At 36.8% G+C, this 24,848-nt stretch carries 26 protein-coding genes; 8 read left to right on the top strand and 18 right to left on the bottom strand.

Features of this window, described 5'->3' with window-relative positions; translation table 11 throughout:
* The first annotated feature begins 75 nt into the window (after positions 1-75).
* From EJF36_RS03195 to EJF36_RS03165, 7 genes are all read left to right on the top strand, one after another.
* Positions 76-273, top strand: a complete 198-nt coding sequence (locus EJF36_RS03195) for a DUF2281 domain-containing protein (RefSeq protein WP_125904982.1) — start codon at positions 76-78, stop codon at positions 271-273.
* Complete coding sequence (locus tag EJF36_RS03190; RefSeq protein ID WP_260471814.1) at positions 263-601, top strand: type II toxin-antitoxin system PemK/MazF family toxin; 339 nt, start codon at positions 263-265, stop codon at positions 599-601. Before EJF36_RS03195 ends, EJF36_RS03190 begins: the two co-directional genes overlap by 11 nt.
* A gap of 285 nt (positions 602-886) precedes the next feature.
* The gene (locus tag EJF36_RS03185) at positions 887-1,135 is read left to right on the top strand and encodes a hypothetical protein (protein ID WP_125904981.1); all 249 of its coding nucleotides are present in this window, start codon (positions 887-889) and stop codon (positions 1,133-1,135) included.
* A gap of 103 nt (positions 1,136-1,238) precedes the next feature.
* Complete coding sequence (locus tag EJF36_RS03180; RefSeq protein WP_125904980.1) at positions 1,239-1,790, top strand: hypothetical protein; 552 nt, start codon at positions 1,239-1,241, stop codon at positions 1,788-1,790.
* A gap of 386 nt (positions 1,791-2,176) precedes the next feature.
* Positions 2,177-2,683: an RNA polymerase sigma factor gene (locus EJF36_RS03175; RefSeq protein ID WP_125904979.1), complete on the top strand. Its 507-nt coding sequence runs from the start codon at positions 2,177-2,179 to the stop codon at positions 2,681-2,683.
* Positions 2,676-3,617 carry an anti sigma factor C-terminal domain-containing protein gene (locus tag EJF36_RS03170; protein WP_125904978.1) on the top strand — a complete coding sequence of 314 codons (942 nt, stop codon included), beginning with the start codon at positions 2,676-2,678 and terminating at the stop codon, positions 3,615-3,617. The genes EJF36_RS03175 and EJF36_RS03170 overlap by 8 nt, the downstream gene beginning before the upstream one ends.
* A 164-nt stretch (positions 3,618-3,781) precedes the next feature.
* Entirely contained in the window at positions 3,782-4,129 is a 348-nt protein-coding gene (locus EJF36_RS03165) for a Clp protease ClpB (RefSeq protein WP_125904977.1), read from the top strand.
* A gap of 325 nt (positions 4,130-4,454) precedes the next feature.
* Here EJF36_RS03165 and EJF36_RS03160 read toward each other — a convergent pair whose 3' ends face one another.
* The 5 genes from EJF36_RS03160 to EJF36_RS03140 form a co-directional block, all read right to left on the bottom strand.
* Positions 4,455-5,570 (bottom strand): conserved virulence factor C family protein, encoded by a 1,116-nt coding sequence (locus tag EJF36_RS03160; RefSeq protein WP_125904976.1) that lies wholly within the window; start codon positions 5,568-5,570, stop codon positions 4,455-4,457.
* Between the two features lie 49 nt (positions 5,571-5,619).
* Positions 5,620-6,456: a GNAT family N-acetyltransferase gene (locus tag EJF36_RS03155; RefSeq protein ID WP_125904975.1), complete on the bottom strand. Its 837-nt coding sequence runs from the start codon at positions 6,454-6,456 to the stop codon at positions 5,620-5,622.
* The gene (locus EJF36_RS03150) at positions 6,457-8,268 is read right to left on the bottom strand and encodes an ABC transporter ATP-binding protein (protein WP_125904974.1); all 1,812 of its coding nucleotides are present in this window, start codon (positions 8,266-8,268) and stop codon (positions 6,457-6,459) included.
* Entirely contained in the window at positions 8,249-9,988 is a 1,740-nt protein-coding gene (locus EJF36_RS03145) for an ABC transporter ATP-binding protein (RefSeq protein ID WP_125904973.1), read from the bottom strand. Before EJF36_RS03145 ends, EJF36_RS03150 begins: the two co-directional genes overlap by 20 nt.
* Positions 9,989-10,049: 61 nt before the next feature.
* The gene (locus EJF36_RS03140) at positions 10,050-10,337 is read right to left on the bottom strand and encodes a hypothetical protein (protein ID WP_260471813.1); all 288 of its coding nucleotides are present in this window, start codon (positions 10,335-10,337) and stop codon (positions 10,050-10,052) included.
* A gap of 147 nt (positions 10,338-10,484) precedes the next feature.
* Between EJF36_RS03140 and EJF36_RS03135 the strand changes: the two genes are divergently transcribed.
* Entirely contained in the window at positions 10,485-11,198 is a 714-nt protein-coding gene (locus tag EJF36_RS03135) for an alpha/beta hydrolase (protein WP_125904971.1), read from the top strand.
* Positions 11,199-11,754: 556 nt separating this feature from the next.
* On the opposite strand, the gene EJF36_RS03130 is transcribed toward EJF36_RS03135, so the two are convergent.
* The 13 genes from EJF36_RS03130 to EJF36_RS03070 form a co-directional block, all read right to left on the bottom strand.
* Positions 11,755-12,627 carry a hypothetical protein gene (locus EJF36_RS03130; RefSeq protein WP_125904970.1) on the bottom strand — a complete coding sequence of 291 codons (873 nt, stop codon included), beginning with the start codon at positions 12,625-12,627 and terminating at the stop codon, positions 11,755-11,757.
* A 15-nt stretch (positions 12,628-12,642) separates the two neighbouring features.
* Positions 12,643-13,722, bottom strand: a complete 1,080-nt coding sequence (locus EJF36_RS03125) for a DUF6920 family protein (protein ID WP_125904969.1) — start codon at positions 13,720-13,722, stop codon at positions 12,643-12,645.
* A 22-nt stretch (positions 13,723-13,744) separates the two neighbouring features.
* Positions 13,745-14,194, bottom strand: coding sequence for a MarR family winged helix-turn-helix transcriptional regulator (locus EJF36_RS03120; RefSeq protein ID WP_125904968.1), 450 nt, complete (start codon positions 14,192-14,194; stop codon positions 13,745-13,747).
* A 519-nt stretch (positions 14,195-14,713) separates the two neighbouring features.
* Complete coding sequence (locus tag EJF36_RS03115) at positions 14,714-14,944, bottom strand: excisionase family DNA-binding protein (protein WP_125904967.1); 231 nt, start codon at positions 14,942-14,944, stop codon at positions 14,714-14,716.
* A 67-nt stretch (positions 14,945-15,011) separates the two neighbouring features.
* A complete protein-coding gene (locus EJF36_RS03110; protein WP_125904966.1) occupies positions 15,012-15,905 on the bottom strand; it encodes a carbohydrate kinase family protein in 894 nt (297 codons plus the stop codon).
* Positions 15,906-16,012: 107 nt separating this feature from the next.
* A complete protein-coding gene (locus tag EJF36_RS03105; protein ID WP_125904965.1) occupies positions 16,013-17,476 on the bottom strand; it encodes an HD-GYP domain-containing protein in 1,464 nt (487 codons plus the stop codon).
* 257 nt (positions 17,477-17,733) lie between these two features.
* Positions 17,734-19,539, bottom strand: a complete 1,806-nt coding sequence (locus EJF36_RS03100; protein ID WP_125904964.1) for a sensor histidine kinase — start codon at positions 19,537-19,539, stop codon at positions 17,734-17,736.
* A gap of 23 nt (positions 19,540-19,562) precedes the next feature.
* Complete coding sequence (locus tag EJF36_RS03095; RefSeq protein ID WP_125904963.1) at positions 19,563-20,567, bottom strand: BMP family ABC transporter substrate-binding protein; 1,005 nt, start codon at positions 20,565-20,567, stop codon at positions 19,563-19,565.
* Between the two features lie 167 nt (positions 20,568-20,734).
* Positions 20,735-21,238, bottom strand: a complete 504-nt coding sequence (locus EJF36_RS03090; RefSeq protein ID WP_125904962.1) for a ferritin — start codon at positions 21,236-21,238, stop codon at positions 20,735-20,737.
* Between the two features lie 148 nt (positions 21,239-21,386).
* The gene (locus EJF36_RS03085) at positions 21,387-21,713 is read right to left on the bottom strand and encodes a DUF4097 family beta strand repeat-containing protein (protein ID WP_125904961.1); all 327 of its coding nucleotides are present in this window, start codon (positions 21,711-21,713) and stop codon (positions 21,387-21,389) included.
* Entirely contained in the window at positions 21,685-22,494 is an 810-nt protein-coding gene (locus EJF36_RS03080; protein WP_125904960.1) for a CPBP family intramembrane glutamic endopeptidase, read from the bottom strand. Before EJF36_RS03080 ends, EJF36_RS03085 begins: the two co-directional genes overlap by 29 nt.
* Positions 22,487-22,999 carry a shikimate kinase gene (locus tag EJF36_RS03075; RefSeq protein ID WP_125904959.1) on the bottom strand — a complete coding sequence of 171 codons (513 nt, stop codon included), beginning with the start codon at positions 22,997-22,999 and terminating at the stop codon, positions 22,487-22,489. Before EJF36_RS03075 ends, EJF36_RS03080 begins: the two co-directional genes overlap by 8 nt.
* Positions 23,000-23,156: 157 nt before the next feature.
* Positions 23,157-24,776 carry an acyl-CoA dehydrogenase family protein gene (locus EJF36_RS03070; RefSeq protein ID WP_125904958.1) on the bottom strand — a complete coding sequence of 540 codons (1,620 nt, stop codon included), beginning with the start codon at positions 24,774-24,776 and terminating at the stop codon, positions 23,157-23,159.
* Between the last annotated feature and the right edge of the window lie 72 nt (positions 24,777-24,848).

Raw genomic sequence — 24,848 nt, 5'->3', positions numbered from 1 at the left:
TACAACACCAATGGTTTGAAGTAATTCCAAATGGTATAATTAGATATAATATTCATGGAAGAGGTGATTATCAACATGAATACAGCTAAAGAACGATTACTTAAAATTATTGATGAATTTCCAGAGCAAGAAGTCGATAAAATCTTAGACTTTGCTGAATATTTAAAAGCGAAAAAAGAAAAACATTTATCTGAAGATTTAACAAAAGCGAGCGAAAGTAGCATTGATTTTTGGGATAATGATATAGATGATGAGGTCTGGAATGATGCATAAACAAGGTGATATTGTTTTAATTCCAGTTCCATTTAGTGACTTAACTAATAGAAAACAACGTCCTGTTCTAATTATTTCAAATGATGATTATAACCAATTGACTGAAGATATTCTTGTTGTTGCTATTACATCACAATTAAAAGACCTTGATTATTCAGTCGTGATCGAACAAAAAGATTTAGAACAAGGTACCCTTAAAGTTACATCAGCGGTGAGGGCAGACAAAGTTTACACACTCTCAAAAGCTATCATCAGAAAAAGGTTTGGAAAAGTGAACTCAGAAATATTAGATAGGGTTCGAACTAAAGTACAAGACTTAATAAAATAGAAAATAAACCTACATTAAATGGACTGTGAGAAGCAGTCCATTTTGAATTGTCAAATGGTATTATCAATAGATAAGCACTGTGAAAGCTTTCACTTAAAGTAACGGTTTCTTTAGTGGAACAAGCCGTTGTCATTGCCGTGTCGCTAAAGGGGAGAATCTTTGTTGAAGAACCACTTTTAATTTGTGTTCAACAATCTGACCCGATTGTTGAAAAAAGTTCTTCAGCAAGAAATTGATTGAAATTAAATAGAAATTAGTAAGAATCTTGATGAGGAGGGTTATAAATTGGGTAATATTGATAAAAGAAATCGATTAGATGAAGCACCATTTGGCTACAAGGTTACTAAAAACAATACTATTCTTATCGATTATAATGGAAGACAAGTAAAAGTATTAAAAGATAAAGACGCTGAAAAAATATTAGAGAAAATTAAAATAGCTGCTGATGAAAAAGAAGTTCAACTGATATTGGCAAAGATAACAGGAAATTTTAAAAGAGGAAATGAACGTAATGTGAACTCAAAGAATATGTGAAAATCATAAACAAGTTATTCAAAATAAAAGTAACGTTAGAATAGTATTATAATGTTTGCTCTTATTAAATTATCAATGTCAATTCTTGAAATGAGGTGAGTAGGTGGGGAAATTAGCAAATAAAGTTATTATTGCAATAATAGTTGCACTTATAATTTCTTTATCTTTGTCTTTATATCAATCTTATAAAGTTGCTAAAGAAATAGACCTCATATTTAAAGAAATAACAACCACACTTGTTTTAGATGTTGAAGATATAGGTGACACTTTAAACGATATGCTTCAATATGAAGACTTACTAACAAATGAAAAGATTGATGTGGATATATTAGTTCAAATATATCGAGACCTTGAGTCCATTCAATTAACAAGTGGGTATTTACTGAATAATTCAAGACTAACAAAGGAAGATCGACTTGTAATAGACTCTATAAATAGAACCTCATGGAATTTAAGGTCTTTCTTAGCACAAGCAAGCTTAGAAGAAACACCCTTTGAACTCGACAGTTGTGATGGAGTTAAAATAAATTCGAAAGAGGATATTAAACTAGAACTTGTTCAATACTATGAAGTTTTTAATACTGCTAGAGGTGATGGGAAATTTAATGGTTCTAATGATTTCGATGAATGGTTTAATTATATAGTAGAAAATTGAGATACAGAAAATTTCTCGATTTGCCATGTCAGGATAGTTGAGGGATAGTAGGTTGTGAAAAACAATGTACTTAAACAATCGGGTGCTAAAATTGAAATACAGTTGGCATTGATCCGAGCAGGATTGGTTCCTATTTTTATAGAAGTGTAGGAGCAGAAAGTTGAACAAGAAAATACTGTAGCTACTCTTCAATCGGAGAGTAGTTTTTTTTTCGCAAAATAATTACTCCTAACTGGATATTTATTTATGAAATTAGTTTTCTTTACGGTATTTATTGGCACTTTACTTTGCGTTTAATATTTATCTATTACTATTTTTAATATTGCTGTAAACTTTTTTAGGGAAAAGAACTCTTTATTAATGAAGGGCGTTAGAAAGGGGGAGCTATGGATTCTCAGCTACTGTTGCAAATTTATAATGAACAAGCAAAAATGATTTATTTTTATTTAAAAAAGAATGGTTGTAGCCATGAAGATGCAGAAGATATTGTTCAAGAAAGTTATATGAGATATATCGCTTATAGTAGTGGTGTTCCTTCAGATAAAGCTCTATCATATATTTTCACCATTGCAATGAATGAATTTAAAAAACTTTTAAAGAAAAAAGGGAAAGAACAAGCCATTTCAATTGATGATCATCGCTTCTGGAATAACTTTACGAATGACCAAGATACTGAATCTAGCATCTTACATATCGAAATGAATCATGAGATTGCCATTACTTTAGAACATATTCAAGAAATTTATAAACAGCTTCTTGTATTAAAATATGAATTTGATCTTAGCTATAAGGAAATCTCATTATTACTTGGAATGAAAGAAGAAACGATTAGAACGTATTTATTTCGGGCAAGAAAAGAATTTCAAAAGAAGTGGAGGCATCTACATGAATGAATACTCAGAAGATATTTTTGATGAGAAAAAGATAAAAAAGGCTTTAAAGAAAGGGAAAAGAAAGTCGTTCATAACAATTGTTCTCGTTTCTATCATCGTTTTCGTTATTCTAAACATAGCGAATGTTACTATTTCAATTTTTTTAAGCCAAAAGGCATTTAAGCAGTGGGATGCGTATGTACGACTTAGCACGCCGAATGGTTATATCAGTGAAACAGTGGATTCAAGAGGTATTTTAGGGGGAATGAGCTATTATAAAATTTCAAAGGACATGAAAATTAAATCAATAGTTATTGAACAAAAGCAATATCAATTTGGGTTGAATCCATCTGTATTGATATCGAGAGGTTCAGGTGGCAGCATCGGAGTCACAGGAGACGATTGGCAATTTTCCTATAAAGAAAACGGGTGGAGAGAAATGCTGTTTTTTCATCCAGAGGTTGATTATAAAAAATATAAAAATGATGTAGAACTGATTGAAAGTATGGAAGGGAATAAAATATATGAGGTAGCTCTTTCCTTCGATAAGCCTTACAAGCAAAGTGAACTTCCTTTTAGACAGCTTCCTCAAATGACATGGTTTTGGCTAAACACATATAGCAATATCCAATTAAACACGTTTCAACAAGAGGCAAAGGAATACGATTGGTCTGCAACGTTTATTAGAGAGAATGAAGCATTAGGTTTTTCTATAAGAAACTCTTATACGTCATCAGCAGATATGGCATATGAATATGATAAGTTCCTAAATTTACTGAAAACGAGTACCTTCAGCGAACACAATCAAGCCTATAACACTATGAAAGGTATTAGCATAGATGATGTAGAAATATTAGGTGTAGTTGTTTATGGGACGAAGGAGGAAATCGTAGAAATCATGACAAATCCAATTATTAAAGCTTCTTCAATCGGAGGGGTCATTGATAATTACTAATGAATACATTAGTGGTTTAGTATATGGCATTACCATAAAAATGGTAAAAACTCTCCTTATTATTGTAAAGGGTGGCTATAGTAGAACAGGCTATCGCTTCTTCAACTATTGGAGCAATATAGAAAGATATTGATTGATCGAAATATTTAGTAGGAGGTTATAAATTGAAACAGGTAACTTATTTGATTAGTGCAATTATATTGGGCTTATCTTTAGTAATTTCTGCTTATATTTTTAGTACTGCTTTTTCGAAAACTTCGAATGGAGTTAATAATATTCAGACCACAACAAATTGCATACCTGAATTGATGACTAAAACACAACTATCCGAATATCTTCAGATAAGTGAGGAGTCAATATCGAATATAATAGTAATAGATGACGCTGAAAAGGCGAACAGAAGTTCCTTTGAAACTTATCGATACATTCCATACTTAAAAATAGATGGACAGGTTAGGTTTTTAAAACCAGAGATAGATAAATGGTTATATTACAAGAATAGCCACCAATAGTTCATTAACGGGTAGCTTTAATTAAATAAGAGGTTATAATAAATTGAAAAAAATCCATTCTCAAATATATGAGGCATATGGAATTGAAGGAAGGGTTACAGGAGGAGAATAATCATTTTCCTTTTGTTAAATGGGTGTCTAGATAGGGTACTAATTACACTTAATAAAATCAATAAACATTGATATACCCAAAAAATAGCATGCTAAATCAACTGCGATTTAACATGCTATTTGTATTGTTTACATTTTGCACTCCAAAAGAGAACTCGTTAGAAACTATAAGAGGATGGTACTTTTATATAGATTGTTTTGTATTATAATTACATTAGTTATTCCGTTCAGTCATCTGCTTCCATACAGAACCAACCGCTTCTTCACCAGCTTCAATGCGCTTTAAAGCCAATTTGATTTGCATCGCAACCTCAAATTCACTATCATATTGTGCCTCGCGAAGGGCATCAAGGGCCGTTTCGTCCCCTACCTCATATAAGAACATGGCAGCACGCCAACGAACAAGCTTATTTTTATCCTTTAATGCTCTTATCATCGTTGGAATGGCAGCCGGATCGCCAAGGTCTGATAAACAATCTCCCGCTGTACGGCGAACGGTTACTGAAGAATCATGTAAAACAGCTTCACATAATAACGGCAGAACTTCTTTCGATTCAACCATTCCCAAGTACACAACAGCTAGGCGACGGATTGCAGCCTTTTCATCCTTAAGTGCTTTCATTAACACAGGTATATCCTTTTCTTCTGGATCCATTTTTTCTAACGCAGCAAAACGGGCGCGCCAATCAGGATTATCAAGCATGTCGGACGTGACAACAATTTTTTCACGCTCAACAATCTTTTCGGGTGATTGTGCTCGCTCGACAAGGTCGTTTAAACGCTCATCTGTATATGCTGCCTCTAACTCCTCAACAACCTGTGCCCCAATGTCATCAAGTTCACCGTATCGAACGCCTTGCTCTACCCATTTACGCATCATTACAATATTGTCTCCAGGTAGCTCAGCTTCTTTTAAAGCTTTCTGGAATGATGACGGTAGACCGAAACGTTTTTCTGTCTCTCCATCTGTTACTTTCACCTGAATTGGAATTCTTTTAAAAAAGTGAACAAATACCTGTACTTCACCAAAGCTTTCATGGTTAGACGTAATTTGTTTATTTGCTTCACTGACGTCTTCTCCGAAAATAGCGCGCACTTGCGGTAAAATAACTGCCCAATCCACTCTCGCATTCCGCTCAAGCGCTAAGAAATCAGCCACGTGATACACACCTTTTACTCCTTCTACCTCAAACATCTTATTAATAATCGTCGGAGCCTCTGCAGCATTTTCTTTCGTATAGTTATTTCGCGCACCGCCAGGCAGCTCCTGATCCAGATTTATTTTCATCGTGTTAGGACTCGGAGTAGGTTCAATTGATTTAATATTCATCTACGACATCCCTTCTATTTTCACTATGTACGTATAGTTTAACATGACGTTACGCTTGAGATGTAATGGGATGCTTAAAGGCCTTTGGGAATGGAACCTTCGACCGAATAAACATGTTATCTATAAAAGGGCTTGGTGAAAAGGATTCGGACACGGTATCTATTGTAAAGTAAAAGATAACCTTTTCAATATGTGCATTACCTATTTTCTTTACCACTGAGAGTAGATCAACCTCTTCCTTGCTAATGACATCATACACATGTAATTCTTTGTCTTTTTGCTCACATATCACATACGCATTTTCAGTGGCAACATAATAGGTGTGTTCACGAAATCCATTCAAATAATAAAACATCGCGATTCCTTCTGCTCCTTCTGTTGCAAATACTCGGGACACGGGGATCCGATGTTTCAACGTTTCGAAAAAATCACGTTGATTAAAATCTTGGGTGGCGATGGACTCAGCAAATCCCTCAATATCTAGCGCCCATTGTGATTCATCTATTTTTTCAAACCCGAATTTAGGGTAATAATCTAATACTGTTTCATTCGCAAACAAATACATCACATCTACATCAGCGTAATCTGTGAAGATTTTTTCAAAAATCTTTGCAGATAATCCTTGTCCACGATAATCAGGGTGAATCATGACAGTTCCTAATTGGACGGCGCTGTATGAAGAACCTCCGATCTGCAGATTCAACTTATTGACAGAAACATTGGCAATAACCATACCACTATCAACGAACGAATATGGTTCATATTTTTCCGTCCAAAATCCTGCTTTATACCAATCTTCAAACTGAATCCCAAACGTTTGTAGTGCTAGTTCATTGAAACTAGCACGTAACACGTCATTATCTTTATATCCTTTAACAAATTCCATTTACCCGGTCTCCTCTCGAAATTGACTTTGATATAGATCGTGATAAAAGCCCTTTTCTGTAAGAAGTTTTTCATGGGAGCCAGACTCTATTATTCTTCCTTCCTTTAATACAAAAATCACATCAGCATGACGAACTGTATTTAGTCGGTGGGCAATCACAAAGCTCGTACGACCTTTCATTAGTGTTTGTAACGCGTCCTGAATTTTTAATTCTGTGATCGTATCAATATTACTCGTTGCCTCATCAAGCACAAGAATGGAAGGATCCGTCAAAATCGCTCTTGCAATCGAAAGCAATTGCCTTTGCCCCTGACTAATACCACCCCCATCTGCTGTGAGGACAGTATCATAGCCATCCTTTAGCCTTTTAATGAACCCTGATGCATTTGCTTTTTCTGCCGCTTGCTCCACTTCCTCGTTTGTTGCGTCTAAACGGCCATATCGGATGTTCTCTCGGATCGTTCCCTCAAACAAATATGGATCCTGTAACACAAACCCCATGTGACGCCGAAGGTTTGAACGGCTTAGTGATTGAATGTCGTGACCATCGATTATAATGCGTCCACTATCTACATCATAAAATCTTGTTAATAAGTTCAATACCGTTGTTTTGCCCGCTCCTGTTGGTCCTACCAATGCAACACTTTGACCAGGCTGCACGGTAAGGTTAATGTCCGTAACAGTATCCTCTCCTTGCTCATAAGAAAACGACACGTCATCGAATTGAACACGTCCCTCGACATTAGCTAATTCAACACCTCTGTCCGTCTCTGGCTGTTTATCTAAAATATTAAACACCCGCTCCGCCCCCGCTACCGCGGATAAAAGGGTGTTGAACTGATTGGCTAAATCATTAAGAGGTCTCGTAAATTGACGTGCATACTCAATAAAAATAACAATAGTTCCTATTGTTACGTGTCCACGAATAGCAAGAACACCACCAATACCAGCAAGTAGAGCATAGCTACCATTGTTCAAAACGTTCATGAGTTTTGGTATAAAACCTGAATATGTTTGTGCCCAAAAAGCTGCCTCACGCAACGTTTCATTTTTTTCACGAAGCTCAACTCTCACTCGCTGCTCTTGCGAAAACACTTTAACTATACGTTGACCAGATATTGTTTCTTCAATATACCCATTCATATCGCCAAGTGCACGTTGCTGTGCTTTAAACATAGGTCCAGTTCTATTTGTAATCCATTTCAGGCCAATAAACATAGTTGGAACAATAAGCAATGTTATCAAGGTTAAAAGAGGACTGAGCCAAAGCATGACACTGACAGTGCCTATTAACGTTAAAACACTAGAAAAGATTTGAATAACAGAGCTATTCAACGTTTGGCTGACATTTTCGATATCATTCGTCATGCGACTCATAAGCTCTCCATGCTGCCGCTTATCAAAAAATGGCAAAGGTAGCTTTTGCATATGTTCAAAAAGTTCAGTTCTCATACGATAGACGGTTTGTTGCGCTATAGTAATCATCCATATATTTTGAAAATACATCGATACAGAGTATCCTAAATAGACAGCGACTAATCCCCATAAAAAAATAGCAAGACCGCTTACATTGCGTTCCACAATAAAAGCATCAATGGCTCGCCCTACTAGAAAGGGACCAAGTAATCCTAACACTGAACTAACAAGTACAAGAAACAGAACGGCTATCAATAATAACCTTTTAGTGGATAGGTATTGCCAGACTCGCCAAATTGTCCCTGACCAGCTACTGACAGCTTGTTTCTTCTTATCAACTTTAGTCGTGGGAAGCGGTCGCTTATAACGAAATGGTTCAGTTATTTGCTTGAGCATATCCAGCGAGCGCCTCCTCTCCAAGCTGTGATGTATAAATACGTTTATAAAGTGATGATTCATTTATAAGGTCGTTATGGTGGCCCTGCGTAACAATCTGACCCTCGTCAAGCAGCATTACATAATCAGCATTCATAGCTGTACTAATTTTTTGTGTAATAATGAGAGTAGTACAATCATAATGTTTTAAAGCTTTTAGCAACCTTTTTTCCGTTTGTAAATCTAACGCACTCGTACAATCATCCAACAAAAGAATTTTCGGATTACGTACAAGAGCACGAGCAATAGATAACCTTTGCTTTTGCCCACCTGATAGGTTCACACCCCTTTGACCAACGATGGTATCATATTGGTTTGGCAGGTTTTGAATCGTGTCATGAATTTGAGCATGCATTGCTGCTGTCATAATTTCTTCAAGATTGGCGTCATTTTTACCCCACAGCAAATTCTCACGTATCGTTCCTGAGAACAACAAAGGCTCCTGCGGTACATAGCCAATTTGTTCACGGACTTGCTTAAAAGTCATGTCGCGAACGTCTTTGTCATCAAGAAGCACCTGTCCTTTTGTTGCATCGTACAGTCTAGGTATTAATTGGAATAATGACGTTTTACCTGAACCTGTTGCGCCTATTATGGCGACCGTTTGCCCAGGTTCAATGACAAACGAAATGTTTTGTAGCGCTGACGTAGCGGTATTAGGATAGGAGAACGAGACATGTTGAAATTGTATTTTTCCTTCTAGTCTCACTTTGCGAGCATCAATATTTTCTTCCATGTTCACATCTGCTACTAGTACATCAGATGTACGGTCAATAGACGCGCGAGCACGCGCAAACACCATAATGATCCAAGTAAAAATACCTAGTACCGCCGTTAACCTTGTACCGTAGTTCACAATGGCAACTACTTCCCCAACCTGCACGTTGCCCGCTTCCACAAAGCGACTTCCAAATAAAAGTACGACAATAATGCCTGCATTCATTCCAAATAGTAAGATTGGCATGACAATTTCCATGAACCTTAATGCGGAAGCAGTCTGATCTTTCAATGACCCTGCTACATCATCAAATCGCTTTGCTTCATAGCGACCACGATCAAAAGCTTTAATTAATCGCATAGACGCTAGCACTTCTCTTACTTTACTGTTTACAGCATCTACTTTTTCCTGCACGACTTGAAACTTGTGCCACGCTTTATTCATCATCCACACTAAAAAGGCAAACATAAATGGGACAAGAATAACAAGGATGAGAGCAAGCTGCACATTGATAAAAAGGGCTGCAATAATACTTCCCATCATCAAGAGTGGTGCACGCAGCATTATTCGTAAACTCATAAAGAGCGTAGCTTGCATTTGTGACACATCGTTAGTCATTCTTGTAATAAGCGATGATGTAGGAAATTGGTTAAAATTCGCGAACGTGAACGATTGAATTTTTTCATACAGTGCATTTCGCAAATCAAACCCAAAACTTTGACTCACATGCGATGCATAAAATGAATTAATTATTCCGGCCGCAAAGGCTATCAGCGACATACCAAATAGCAAACTGCCCCACTTTAATACAACCGCAAGATCATTTTGTAAAATACCATCGTCAACAATCTTCGCCATGATGATAGGCTGAAATAATTCAACAGTCAGCTCCGTAAGCATGAGGGCAAGTGCGATGCCAATAGCAATTTTGTACGGCTTTAAAAATGAAAATACCTTTTTCAACTGACCCGCCCCTTCATTATTTATCTTTATTTTTCTATCATACCTCTATTTGTCGTTATATTTAAACAATTTTGTATTGCTTATATTTCTCGATGAATGGTATGGGGGAAGTTGTAACGACATACGAAAACACACCTTGAGTTGTGTGTAAGTAGAGAAACCCTTTCGGAGTGCTTGAGAAAGGCTTATAGGTCATATCACGAACATCTTTTATGTTGAACTGTCTTAAACTATCGGTAATTTTATCAGGGTATAAATGTAAATAATGCTCCGTTTCAATATGGAGCTGACGATTGTCCTCAATTTTTCTTATAACCTTAACATACTCTTGGACACAAAGTGGATTCACAAGCAAGTTCCCTTCCATTTATAATTATTCTTATTGTAGCATCGTTTAGACTGCTATATACAATAAGACGCTGTGCTATTATGAAGATTAGAAGAGAAAAAAATTCAGGTCATAGCTGAAAAATAAAAAAAGGATGGGGATAAATCCATGAATACTTGGATTAAACGTATACTGCTCACTATCGTTGGGGTAATAGGAGTAACTATAATACTGTTTTTCATATGGACTCAATTCACGTATAAACCTAGCTCAGAAGTGTTTTCATATATAGTAGGTGAAGAGAATGGTGATTTAACATTTGGAGACGCAAAAGCTGATGTTGGATTCATATTTTATCAAGGTGGTAAAGTCGAAAAAGAAGCATATGCGTACTTAGGAAGTGCGTTGGCTGAAAAAGGTTATTTTGTTGTGATTCCACAGTTGCCCTTTGACCTCGCTATTCTTGGCTCAAATAAAGCAGAAGAACTTATAAATACGTATACTGATGTTAAAAACTGGTACATAGGGGGACATTCATTAGGAGGTGTCGCTGCATCATCTTTTGCCATGAAAAATCCTCGAGACATTGAAGGGATTGTGTTTTTAGCTTCGTATCCTATATCGGATATGTCTGATAGTGATCTCCGGACACTTTCTATATTTGGTGAAATAGATGCCGTTGCTCCATTGGATGATATGTTAAGTAAAAACAATTTGTTACCTGTTGAAAATAATGTCGTTCATATTATCGAAGCTGGAAATCACTCTAACTTTGGTATGTACGGATTACAAAAAGGCGATAATCCAACAGACTTAAGTGCTCGCGAGCAGTTAGATGTAGTCACTACACTCATTGACACGTGGATTAAGCAAGCTAAATAATAAAAATCATAAGACGTGTGATGTTGTTCAATCACGCGTCTTATGTTTTCCTTTAAGTTTTATCATCTAAATTATCTTTTCCATGCAAATCATCATTCGCCCGTCATGTTCATTTTCTCGACCGTAATTCTTGAAAAGCAGGGAATTTCTTGATATATGAGTTCGATTTCTTGAAAAGTGATTCGAAATTCTTGATAAACGGACCATAATTCTTGAAAAGCGTCCCGTAATTCTTGAAAAGTGATTCGAAATTCTTGATAAACGGACCATAATTCTTGATAAACGGACCATAATTCTTGATAAACGGACCATAATTCTTGAAAAGTGTCCCGTAATTCTTGATAAACGAACCGTAATTCTTGAAAAGCGTCCCGTAATTCTTGATAACTGGACCATAATTACTGAAAAGTGTCCCGAAATTCTTGATTACCGGACCGTAATCCTTGAAAAGCGTCCTTAAATTCTTGGTAAGAAGGTCGAATACTATATAAATTAACCTTTCGGCTTTTTCCGCACATAAAAAAACTGCTACCGAAGTAACAGTTTCATAGAGTAGCTATGCAAAATTCCGGTACATCCTAACCAAGAAAAGTGAGGCAATACCACTTAAAACAATAAACACACCAACAAAAGCAATAAATTGATAAAGCTCGAGCGTAACCCCTGCCATGCTCTGTGCCACTGTTTGCCCAATAACGATTATACCGATTAAAGAGCAAAGCGTGATCATACATGATGCAATCCAATATCCGAATTGTTTTCTTTTTAAAATTAAGTAGCCTCCAATAATAGAAGCTGGTGCAAGAAGCCCCAAATCTAGCGCATAAGTCACTTCTGTAGTGTATATAGACACACCTGCTGGTATCGTATTATTCACTAATGAACCTATCACATCAATAAACCATACAAATAAACTTGCAGCAGCGATTATTAAGAAAATACCTACGCCTCGATGAGGAAAATTGCTCGTTATATTCGCCGTTAACTGCTTAAAATCAAGTGATACAGTTGATACGATAAGTGCATAGAAGCTCGTTGAAAACAATGCAACATACACGACGAACATGTTGTTATATACCACACCAAAAACAAGTGAAATTGCATAATATAATATACAAAACAATACACTCGTCAAGAATAACTGTATTTTTGCTGAAGGTTTACGACTATATCGATAAATTGTAAATAGTAAAACCGGCACAGTAACGACCAACATAACTGCATCCGTTCCACGAAATATCGGACCTTTAAATAGAAGATCATATGCGTATATTCCCGTACCGTATAACATTACTTCTTCACCACGCACGGTGGTAAAGGAGAACGGGCCATTTCCACCATTTGAGAACAATCCTACCGCAGCTATAACGATAGTTAATGCAGCAACAGCCAATGATAATACAACTATCAGTTTTGAAGGCTTCATCATCATTTCTCTCCTATTCTAGTTAAATACAACATCTTCTACATTGAGTTTATACCATGTGTACGGCCCCTCATCCAGCATCCACGTAATTTCAACATTCGTTGGGATTTTAATTCCATCGAATAGTTTAGATTCCTTCAAATCAGCTACACACTCCACTAACTCATCACTGTCATTATCTTTATAGCGCCAAGCAGATCCTTTTACAAGTTCTCCATCCTCATTAAAAAAATAAGTCGCAGAGCCTGTTACACCGTTATAAGTCATCGTCGCTTTAGCTGATTTATCATCAATTGCTTCCCACTCAATGTAGTCGCTTAAAGCGGCTGATGGGTACCATGGTAACTCCAATAAAAATCTTTGCATCGTAGATTGATTCACGTTACTGTTGTTCCTCACATTGACAACAGGAAACAAAGAACCTAATTTTATTAACATTTTCCCCTGGCCATCTTTTAAAATATCTCTTCCTTCTATAGGCAGACCTGACATCGACACATTTACATGCCATAAAAATGCTGGTTTTGTAACAGTTATATACTGCTTCACATCAGCGTTTGACCAATTTTCTTGCTCTGGTTTAAGTCTCATTTGTGCACGTTGCTCTAAGTACATCTGACTAATCTTTTCTTTCCCGACAATTCCTGTCGTACGTATCCATTTTTGAACAGGTTTTGGTAGATCAACCAACATACTTTCTGTCACTATGGTATTGTCCATCTTGTTTTCAGCTAGAATGGCCGCTCGCTCTTGTTCAACTAATTTATTCATGTTACAAGAACCGTAAGCTAATACGACACCTACTAGTACAATTATATTAGCAATCGTACCAAACTTCGCATCCTGCCAAGACAGGATGATTAACAACTGTGATAATACAATAGCAGCCGCTCCTATCATCCACCATGAGTCATTTTTAATTAAAAAGAAAACAGCTGTAAACAAAAACAAAATAGTCGTGATCAACCATATGATACCAATCGGCTTTGAAATATGTTGTGTGAGTTGGCTAACATCAGCCAATTCATATGCTTTCACAAACCCTAATAAATGAATAAGTCCATGAATGATCAATATAATTAAAAATATAATGTTCATGTGAGTACCTCCATATTTATTATCAACTAAGCTGTGAGACAGCTCTATGTAGCTTCTCAAGTCCGGTAAACAATCCGTCAATTTCGCTCTCTGTAAAATTAGCAAATAACTCGTTAAAAAACTTTACATCATTGTGTTGTCTTCCCTCCCAAAATTGCTCCGTTTGTATTGTTAATGATACTCTTGTGATGCGCTTATCATGTTTGTCTTTTTCCATGCGAACCCAGCCGCCCTTCTCTAATTTAAGAGCTAACTGCTTTACATTTTGATGTGAGCTTCCCATAACAGAAGCCAATTGTGAGATAGTAGCAGATTCGGAAAAAAATTTCCCGAGCACCGCCATAAGAAACCACTGCTTGGCTGTAAGCCCATATTTTGCAAAATCTTGATCTATCAAAGCTTGGAGTTTGTTTGCTAATAAGAATACACTTCCAAAAATAGAGGCTTCTTTTTCTAATAAATTTTGATCCATCCCGTTTTCCTCCGCGAGAAATTAGGTAATATATTACCTTTCATGTGTGACTATACGCTTATTACCAAATTTTTTCAATATATATTGTGAAACTTTACACAAATGACATAAATTCTATAAAATAACAATTGTAAAGCGATTACATGTTGGAGTTTTTCAAAAAAATTACACATTTTCGATAAAATATACGATTATCAAATTTTAAGCACTATTCAAGGCTTGTCCCTATTTCGGCGATCCCGGGATCATCATCTATTCGGGCGGTGCTACCCTCTATTCGCGCGATGGCTCCCTCTTTTCGCGCGATGACTCTCTCTTTTCGCGCGGTGCTACACTCTTTTCGCGCGATAACTCCCTCTTTTCGCGCGGTGCTACACTCTTTTCGCGCGATACTACTCTCTATTCGCGCGATGCTACCCTCTTTTCGCGCAGGATTCTCCCCTCCCCGCGTGCTGACTCTACCGATTTCCGCGAGAGACTTGCATGTCCAAACGAAAAAAAGCACCCAGTTGGGTGCTCTTAATCTTCGTCCTTCACATCAATATCTTCAGGAATTGGCTCAGCTTGTAGCTCTTCTACAAGCTTTTTATACTTTTCTAGTTGCTCAAGATGCGTTTTAAATTGGTCCTTAATTATTAAATGCTGTTCACCATCAAAAACAGTTCGTATCTTATTTTGCAATATTAACGATTGTACATATGATTCTGATACAGAGAGGTATTCAGCTGTCTCTTTTACTGTTAAATACATGTTTGTGTATTCCTTTCAAAAGCTGTCTTCTTTATGAATTGAGAATAACATTCTTTTGAGTTGACTGCTACCTACTTTGAATTGGTATTTGCTTCTGTAGCATCGGAATAGACAGATCTTTATGTACAAGTTCACTAGATTGCACACACATCGCACCAGCGGCTGTGCCATACTTTACACATTCCTCAATAGCGCAATCGTTTGCATACCCGTATAAAAATCCCGAAAAAAAGTTATCCCCAGCACCATTTGTATCAACAACTTCATCTACCAACATAGCAGGCATGTCAATCCATTCACCTTCAGTTGTTAGTGCCGTAACACCTTCCTTACCGTGTGTGCAAACTACTAACTTTTTACCGCGATTGATGAAGTCAGTCATAACAGCTTTATAATCTTGAAGATTATCCGAGCTTAAAAAGATATAATCTGCCGCTTCAATAAAGTCCTCGTGGTATGAATTGCCTTCATTGTAGTCATGCAAATCACACCAAATTTCTTTTTTATGCTTTTTTATAATATCAATAAAATGACGACAGTAGTTAATGATGTTTAACACAACATAATCACTTTCCGCTATAACCTTTTCATATTTCGTGTAATCCATGTCAGGCTCTTGACTTGTTTCCGCTATAAACATAGAAATACGCTGTCCACAACTGTTCATTATATTTACATGTCGGTCTGTACCCTTAGGGTCAATATCATACATATATTGAATGTTATGTTCCTTACAAAATCCTTTCACTTTTTCACCATACAAATCTTCTCCCATTAAACCTTGTAGCGTAACATCAAAGCCCAATTTAGCTAAAGCTGCTGCTTTCCCGGTTCCTGTCGATCCTACCGCTTCAATTACGGAATCACAGTGATGAATTGTTTGTGGTATAGGCTTAGGGAATTCGTTAAGATGAATAATCATATCATATGATACGCCACCAATTACAAAAACCTTTTTCATATATATCACCTCTTATTATGTAATGGATTTAACATATGTAAAATATACAAAAATAACAATATATTTCCTAAATATGTAACAAATTATCCATAATTGAGGCAACTTTGTTACTGATAGGTGTCCTTCATAATCTCTAGAAATAAATCAATGAAGTAAGGATCCCACTGTGTTCCCTTTCCTTCTTCTAAGATTTTCAATGCTTTTTCAACTGGCATCCCTTTTCTATACGGTCTATCAGATGTCATAGCATCAAATGCATCTGCTACTGCCATCACACGTCCGAACGCTGGGATGTTATACCCACTTACTCTGTCTGGATATCCATTCCCATCAAATCGTTCATGATGGTGCTTGACACCTAACAAAATAGGTTTAAGCTCTTCAGTGAGTTGTATTTGCTCGAGAATCTTCACCCCGATTGTAGGATGCTGCTTGATTTGTGCAAATTCATCCTCTGTTAATCTACCATCCTTAAGCAACACGGCATCCGATACACCTATTTTTCCAATGTCATGTAAAAGTGCTGACTTTCTTAACAACTCAATATCTTTTTCTTTAAAGTTCGCTTTTCTAGCAATCTTTACGGAGAGAGCAGCAACGCGATTTGAATGACCAGCCGTATATTTATCACGAGCATCTAACGTTACAGCAAATACGTTGAATAAACTTTCTACTAGCTTACTATTTTGATCATCCTTTTGTTTGATCGCTTGTACCATGTGATTAAAGCCTGTTACAAGGCTTGAAAACTCATCTGTATAAACATTATCAATATTTACATAAACACCTTGCTGTACACTTTGAAATTTAGCACTGATCACTTGTAACGGATGATTGATATTTTTATATAGAAGCATCGCCATGGATATGGAGATACCAGTAATTACAATAATTATAACTGACGCCCAACTTATATAGGCTGCCAGGCCTTGTATCTCAATCTCGGTTAACATAAATATAAAGGCCAAGAAGAATAGTAAAACAGGAAATAGTGCAATAAATAATGAACTTGCTAAAAGCTTCGTTCGAATGCTCTGTTGTTTACAATCTAATTCAGAAAGAGATGACATTTTTTCTAACAAAGGCGGTAGCAGTTTTTGAATAGGCGCATATGTTAAAAAATACTCAATTAAAGCATGCATGACTGCGACTAGAATAGCGCCTGCCCAAGCGAATAAAATCGCGTAAAATGGAATACTCAATATTCCAGTAAAAATAAATATCGTGGTTATAATCGTGGCAGGTACTGCTAACCCAAATAAGTGAGGTCCTAGAATACGTTTAACAGTCAAAATCGGGAAATTATGCGCAGTAGCTACTGCAGCTTCTAACTCTTCACTCGTAAAGGATGTGTTCACAAATATTTTCTTAATAGGCTTTATATGCTTTTTATATAAAACCATCTCACAGGTTACCATCGATATGGCAGAGATTATCATGACGATAATTAAATACATCATTTCATTTTTAGTTAACTCTAGTGTATTAAATATAAATACACTTCCTACACCAAAGACAGCAACTAGAGAACCAATAATGTAGTTTAATAACACTCTTTTTTGAAATTGCATAAAGACATCTATTACAATCACCCCTAATTTGAAAAGCCTTTACGACTTGCTTATCTAGACAGAATTATAACGTAAGCCAATCGGCTTTGGTCCAGGGTTTGCCTCCCCGGTCAGCACCCATTTCGCGCCATTTTTCGACTAAACGATCAAGGCTCACCCTCGAAGGCGCTTGTAGCTAGACTGCAATCCGAATGTAATAAAATTGCCTGTTTACTAGACTTTTTTGCAAGTCATAAACAGGCCCTTACTTATCCATTTCACGCTGATTTTTCTTGGTTATCTTGTTTTTCTTCATATATAGGCATACTAATTCTAAATGTTGTACCGAGTTCTGAACTCTCGTGTAACGTAATAAAACCACCATGGTTTTGAATAATTCTTTGCACAATAGTTAGACCTAGACCCGTTCCACTTTCCTTAGTCGTTTGAAAAGGATCAAAAATACTGGACTGTTGTTGTAAAGGAATGCCAGGCCCGTTGTCGTTGATAAATATTTCATATGAGTCACCATTTAATTGTGAGTAAATACTAATTTCTCCGCTGCCACTCATTGCTTCTATACTATTACGAATCAAATTATGAAACACTTGCTTTATTTGTTTACTATCAATTAATAGAGGGTGATGTTCAAGATTTACGGACAGTATTACATCATCTGATTCAAGAAGCGGACAGACATCATCTAGCACATGTTTTAAGAACATCTCCTTAAGCGAAGGAGCCCCTGGTTTTGCTTGAAGGAGCATCTGCTCAACAATAAAATTAATTCTATCGAGTTCTTTTAAAAGAAGAGATATTTGATACTGTTCCTTTTGATTATTAGGTAATGAGTGATTCATTAAACTAATAAAGCCATGGATAACAGCTAGTGGGTTGCGAATTTCATGCGCAGCTCCAGCAGCCATTTCTCCAACAAATGCAAGTTTTTCTGTATGGTGCATGCGCTTTTCTAACTTTTCAGTCTCCGTAATATCGATAAAATACACAATCCGTCCAATAACACTATGTTGATAGTCAAATAAATGAGATTGTGAGATAAGAAGCTTTCTCTCACAGCCTCCGTCTATCAAAAATGGTATTTTCACATTTTCACATGTGTTTGAAGACGAAACTATATCATAAAATGAGGCGTTCATTGCCGTTTTGCCTTCGTTACTCAAATCTATTATATCGCTAATGCGTAATATATCTTTTGCTGCTTCATTTAATGAGTATGTTGTGGCTTCATCATCGATAGTTATAATACCAACAGGTAGCGAGTTTAAAATTTGTTCACGATAGATTTTATCGGTCATGATTGTATTAAACGATTCTTTAAGCTTCACGGACATTTGGTTAATAGAGTTTGTTAGCTGCTCAAGCTCAACTTGTTCAAAGCTTTGAATATGAAGGCCATACTGTCCGTTCGCAATGTCTTCCACATTTTCAATCATCTGTTCAACAGGTCTTGTAATTCCCGCACTCATCTTATACGAAAGAAAAAATGCGACAAAAATGGCAGAAGCGGTAACAACTACAAGTAGCAGCAAAGACCTAATTATTGTATATGTTACTTCATCTGATTGAGCATCTAGAGATGCTGTGACAGCCACTTTCTCTGCCTCAATTTCTTTTAATAACTTTTCTAATGTAGGTTTGTACTCCGTTTCAACCAACTGTTTTGCACCTTGGATATTGTGAAAATCAAGTAACCCTTGCACATTATTAATCATTAAAAAATCAAGAAGGCGTAGCTCACGATGTAAGGGTTGTAATTCTTTTGGAGGATTATCTGTGCGGGCGTTACCGGTAACATATGCTTTATAACTATTCATAAAGTTACAACAAAAGTTTACCTCAACGGCATCATTTACCATGCGCTGTTTAATAAGAAGCTGTTGTTCCATTTGTGAAAGCCATATCAACTCAGGTACGTTTTTATCTTTAATAGTTAAGCTTGCACGATTCACATTTGAAATAGTTTGGAGAAGATATAAGGAAAACCCACTAAAGATAATAGTAAAAATAAGAAGGCTCGCCAATATTTTTCCTCGAAAAGATAGTTTATAAAACAACTTTTTCATCGTATGACGAACCTCCTTATCATTTATTCATTAAAAGTTAATTCTCCATTTGCAAACTTAGTCATCTCTGATTCAATATATTTGGTTTCATCTTCCGTATACATTGGTCCAAATGGAGCAAGCTTGTATACCCCATCACTTGCATCTAACATAACCTTACCACTCGGAATACCTTCTTCACTAAAATAATCCTTCATAATCGCCACATACACTTGCGGTGTATCATTTAGTACACTCGTTAAAACCGTATCTTTTCCCATATAAGATTGGTCATCTAAATACCCAATCACATATACGTTTGCTTTTGTTGCAGCATCAATTACTTCGCGATTGTATGCGTTCCCTTTTGAGTATATTACGTCTACACCTTTGTCTAGCAACTTATTCATAACACGCAGTGCCTTCACACCATCATCGCGACTATGTACAACGCTATAAGTGTAATCAACATTAGGATTGTAATGTAAGAGTGCCGTTTCAAATTCAATGTTATTTTTACGATTATCAATCGCATCTAAAATGGCCACTTTATTCGTTTTTGTTTTAAGAGAGGCTGCTAGTGCGGCAAAATATTCAATATCTCCTTGGTCAAACGTGTACACACTTTGATTAGGATGTGTTGCCTTCCCATGCACTGTTATGAATTGAACATCAGGATATTGTGGAGCTAGTTCTGTGAATGTAGCAGTAAATTCCCGACCATGACCAATAATCAGACGTGATTCATTGTCAATCGCTTCTATCACGGTATCTTTCATAAGGGGAACGGAGTCAATTTCACTATACAACTGAACGTCTACAGGGAATTGTGCTTCGATTTTCACTTTCCCTTTATAAGCTAAACTCCCCCAGCTTTGGTCAACAATGACATCTGACGTGATAATGGTAACTTTTGTTTCTTCAGGTTGTTCTGCACCTTTGGATGCCGTTAAAATTCCGCGAGATTGAATAATCATAATAGATAAAAATAAGGCCACAACAATCGCGGATACTAGTAATATCATTCTAAGTTGCTTAGATTGTTGCATATTATAAAGTCTCCTTTGTAGTAAATCTCTTACTATTATACGAAAAAATCACACTTTAAAGCTACAATTATCTGTTTTTTTCTTCTTTTTTCGACAAATTTTTCATCTCTTTACATAAAAAGAGCCTGTTCTGTCACTTTAGACAAAAACAGGCTCAAAATTGTTTATTATGCTTCTGGTGTAAACGTTCGCTTAGCTAACTCATTTTCAAGCATGAAAAAGGCATTGCTATCTTTGTCAATACGCTTTAACTTTTGAATTAAGCCGTCAAATAAAGCTTCCTCTTCAACTTGTTCTTCAATAAACCATTTTAGGAACGTCATTGTCGCATGTTCGCGCTCGTCTAACGCAATATCAGCTAAAGCATAAATGCGCCTTGTTACTTCCTTTTCATGGCCAAGCCCTTTTTCAAAAGCATCTAATACAGACGAGAAGTCATTATTTGGTTTTGAAAACCCTTCAAATATAGCGCGCTCACCCATATCATTTATAAAATTGTAGAACTTCATAGCATGAAAACGTTCTTCTTCAGCTTGCACTAAAAAGAAATTCGCAAAGCCATCTAGATTTTCCGCTGAGCAATAGGCCGCCATCGCCATGTATGCATGTGCTGAGTAAAACTCGTAATTCATTTGGTCATTTAGACCTTTAACTAATTTTTCACTTAACAACTGTAATCCCTCCCTATTTTCAGTAATAGTATACCATAGCCACCATTTTATGGACGGCATAAAGACTCATACCATAAAACAGCTTTCTATCTGTATACATATAAGCAAGCTACTTCTCTGAAAGTAGCTTGCTCAAAAGTTTTATAATTTATTTGACTGTAAGATCTCCTGATTTGGTCCGAACAAATACCATTGTATCTCCCTTGCCTATCTGTCCTACTATTCGCTCATCTGACTTTTCACTGAACATGAATCCGGACACATCCACAACACCATCGCCTGACATTCCTTTAAAATCTAAAGCATACGACTGTGATCCCATATCTACTATTACATCCCCGCTCGTTGCATCAAATATGATCAAGCAACGCAAAAAATGAGAGTTTGTTTTAAAGTCATAGGTGGCTGCAAGCTCCCCTAACATCCGAAAACAAAACGAGCCACCTTTAAGCGGTGAGCTCGTTTTTGTGTGCATATGTTTGTTTCATGCGTTTAGCAATCCATAGTGCCGCTAGCCCGTACACGACCGCAATAATGATGCCTGCATCTCCTGTTAAGTATGTGGCTATTTCGTTTGCATTTATAGAAAATTGCTCGCCATAATGCCAGGCAAGATTATGAGCAGCATGTGCTAACGAAGCAGCCCATAAACTTCCACTCACAAACCGGACATAGCCGATAAACACACTCGCTAGTATTATTGTCACCATAAATAAAGGAATATACAGCAATAGATTTGTGTCAGAATGATAGTCTCCATTGAAGATGATGATTGGTAAATGAAAGCTTCCCCATATCACACCGATCAAAAGCTGCGACTTCATAAAGCCCATTGAGATTAACTTGTTATATAAGTATCCGCGCCAGCCAATCTCCTCTGCTAATACACTTGATACAGACGTTCCAATTAATAATATAATCGCCTCAACAAAAATCTTTCCCACACTATCACTTGTACCTTGAAAACTACTGATATTCAAAACCCAAACAACTGTATAGCCTATAAGCATCGGGACAGCCGCCAATAACCCTAGGAACACTTTTTTATTCCAAATACGCAGTTTCAAATCGCCCCAAGACTTTCCTACAAATAGATCGCCTGATATGAGCATTGTCAATACCATCGCCAAAAATGGTACAAACATAAACATACCTGCTTCAAGTTGAAGTGGTGCTAGTAAGAATAGTGCAACAAAAACAAAGATTAGTATAGTAAATATTAGTGCTTTTCTTGCATTAGTTATATTTTCAGGCATGCTTATTTAACTCTCCCAAAATATTATTAACTATCGTATCAACATCTTGATTCGCGACATCTATCACCATATGATGATGTTTATAAAGTTGTTGTCTTTCTTCGAAAAGCTCTTTTATGTCTTCTAAAGACTTGTTGTGTAGTACAGGTCGACTCTCCATAATAAGATCTAATCTTTCAGTCCAGCTTTCCCACGGCATATGCAAATATACAACAAGTCCTGTCGCTAAACATAAGTCACGAATATCTTCTTGAACAAAAGCGCCTCCACCTAACGAAACGACCTGGCCGCCTTTTTGAACAACCTTTTGAATTAATTTTCGCTCATGGTCTCGAAAAATCCTCTCACCAAAGGTTTGAAAAATTTGCGTAACAGGTAAATCAAAATCTTTCTCTATTTCCTCATCTAAATCAACATATGATTTTGCTAATTTTTCCGCTAATGTTCTTCCTATTGTAGATTTTCCGACACCCATGAATCCAATAAGAACAATATTTTTTTCCACTTTAATCTCCCCCCTTACACCTTAAAGTTTCTATTATTATAAATATACAAGATTAGCAATGATTTATATACCTAATATTTTACAAAAATAAGGCAACTTCATAACAGAAGTCACCTTATTTGCACCGTTAAGCAGGCTAATAAAAACTTACATCTTTTTAAGACACGCCATGAACCTCGTTTCTTGCTACTGTCTGATACACCTTAAAGAATTGATCACAGAAAGTGTCCCATTCAGCTGCTGCTTGAAGTGAAGCATCTGATACCTCGCCAATAACTGGCTTTTGAAGTAATAAGACAAGCTGTTCAGTAAACTCTTCAATTACTTGCTGCTTTGCACCTTGAAGAACATTACTTACGAAATCTGAAGGCTTATACCAATCTGATACTCTTTGAATATCTCGATAAATCTGAGTTAATAGTAAGTTTCGTGGCCCTTCCCATTGTTCATTCACTACCACATCGCGAAAAATTCGCGGCAATGATGAAAACTCCTCCATCACACCATGACCACCAAACATTGAAATAGCTTCACGTAACACCTCTGCTCCTTCATTCGTTGCGCATATTTTTTGCATTAGTACTAGCGCTCTTAAATTAAAGAGCTGCTTTCTAACCTCAAGTGGACGGTCAGCATGGAGCCCAGGATTTAACGGTTTATCTAACTTTAAAAATAAGTCATATATTTTAAAAGCACCTGCTGTTGTTCTTTCAGCAGCATCCTTAATTTTATTAAGCTTGCTCGCTGATAACGGATAGTCCTTCACCTTTTTCCCAAACACTGTTCGAAAATCTGCATAAAGCTCCGCTTCCCTTGAAGCTCGTAGCATAAAGCCAGCACAAGCGATTCCAATCTCTAAACGGGATAACGTTAATACAATCCCAACTGCTGTTGCAATCCCCTTGTCCTTTGGACCAACAGGATATGCAAGGGCACCATTATATTGAATCTCAGCCGTTGGAAGTTCAGCTGTGCCCATTTTCCATTTAATACGATTAATTTCATAGCCATTTCTTTTTTCTTTTTCCTTATCGCCTGGCAACCAAGCTGGTACGATGAACGCAGCAATCTGATTCGTATCGGCCATTTTTGCTGTCACGACGGCATAATCAGCATGTGCCACAGAGCAGAAGAACTTGTTGCCGTAAAGACGATAGTATTTCCCATCGGGAACCGCGTCCAAAACATTAGCTGGCAAGTCCGACCCTCCTTGGATCTCAGACATAAACTGTGCACCGATTGCAAACTCACCGTTTGCTCCTTCTTTTGTGTGCATGAGCGTCTCATATAGCTCGGGGTAGTTCTCATCCGGACATTGTTCAAGAATAGCTACTAAGCCATGCGTACACGTCAGGGGACACGTCACACCTGCTTCACCTAGCTGATGGATCAACATTCGTTTAACAAAGCTTTCCCAGGCTGGCATTTTACTTGAAAAAAGTCCTTCACCAAACACTCCATTTTCTAGTTGATGAACCTCATGGGGTCGAACAATACGGTCAATGCGATTGTTAAACGCGTCAAAATGAAGCATGTACGGTCGCACTTCCGGTCTTGCAATACGTTCAGCTAATTGATTCCACTTTGACGAAACCTTTGGTGAAAATGATAATAGCGCTTCATGAACCGATTCAAAACTGTCGCCCATAAATGTCTCGGCTGCTTTTTGTAAAAACGGTTCATCTTTGTACCAATCCAAGCTAGCTCTCTTTTCAACAAACGCATCAAACGTATACGTATTTTCTCCCTTTGTTCCCGGCTGGGATGTAGTATTCATGAAAGAATCCCCCTTGACAAATTATAATATTCAGAATTATTATAAAACTAAGTGTACGTTAACGTCAACTAG

This window comes from Bacillus sp. HMF5848 (assembly GCF_003944835.1).
Taxonomy (GTDB): Bacteria; Bacillota; Bacilli; order Bacillales; family HMF5848; genus HMF5848.
The sequence above is the reverse complement of the archived record's forward strand: the minus strand, read 5'-3'. Positions and strand labels throughout refer to the sequence as shown.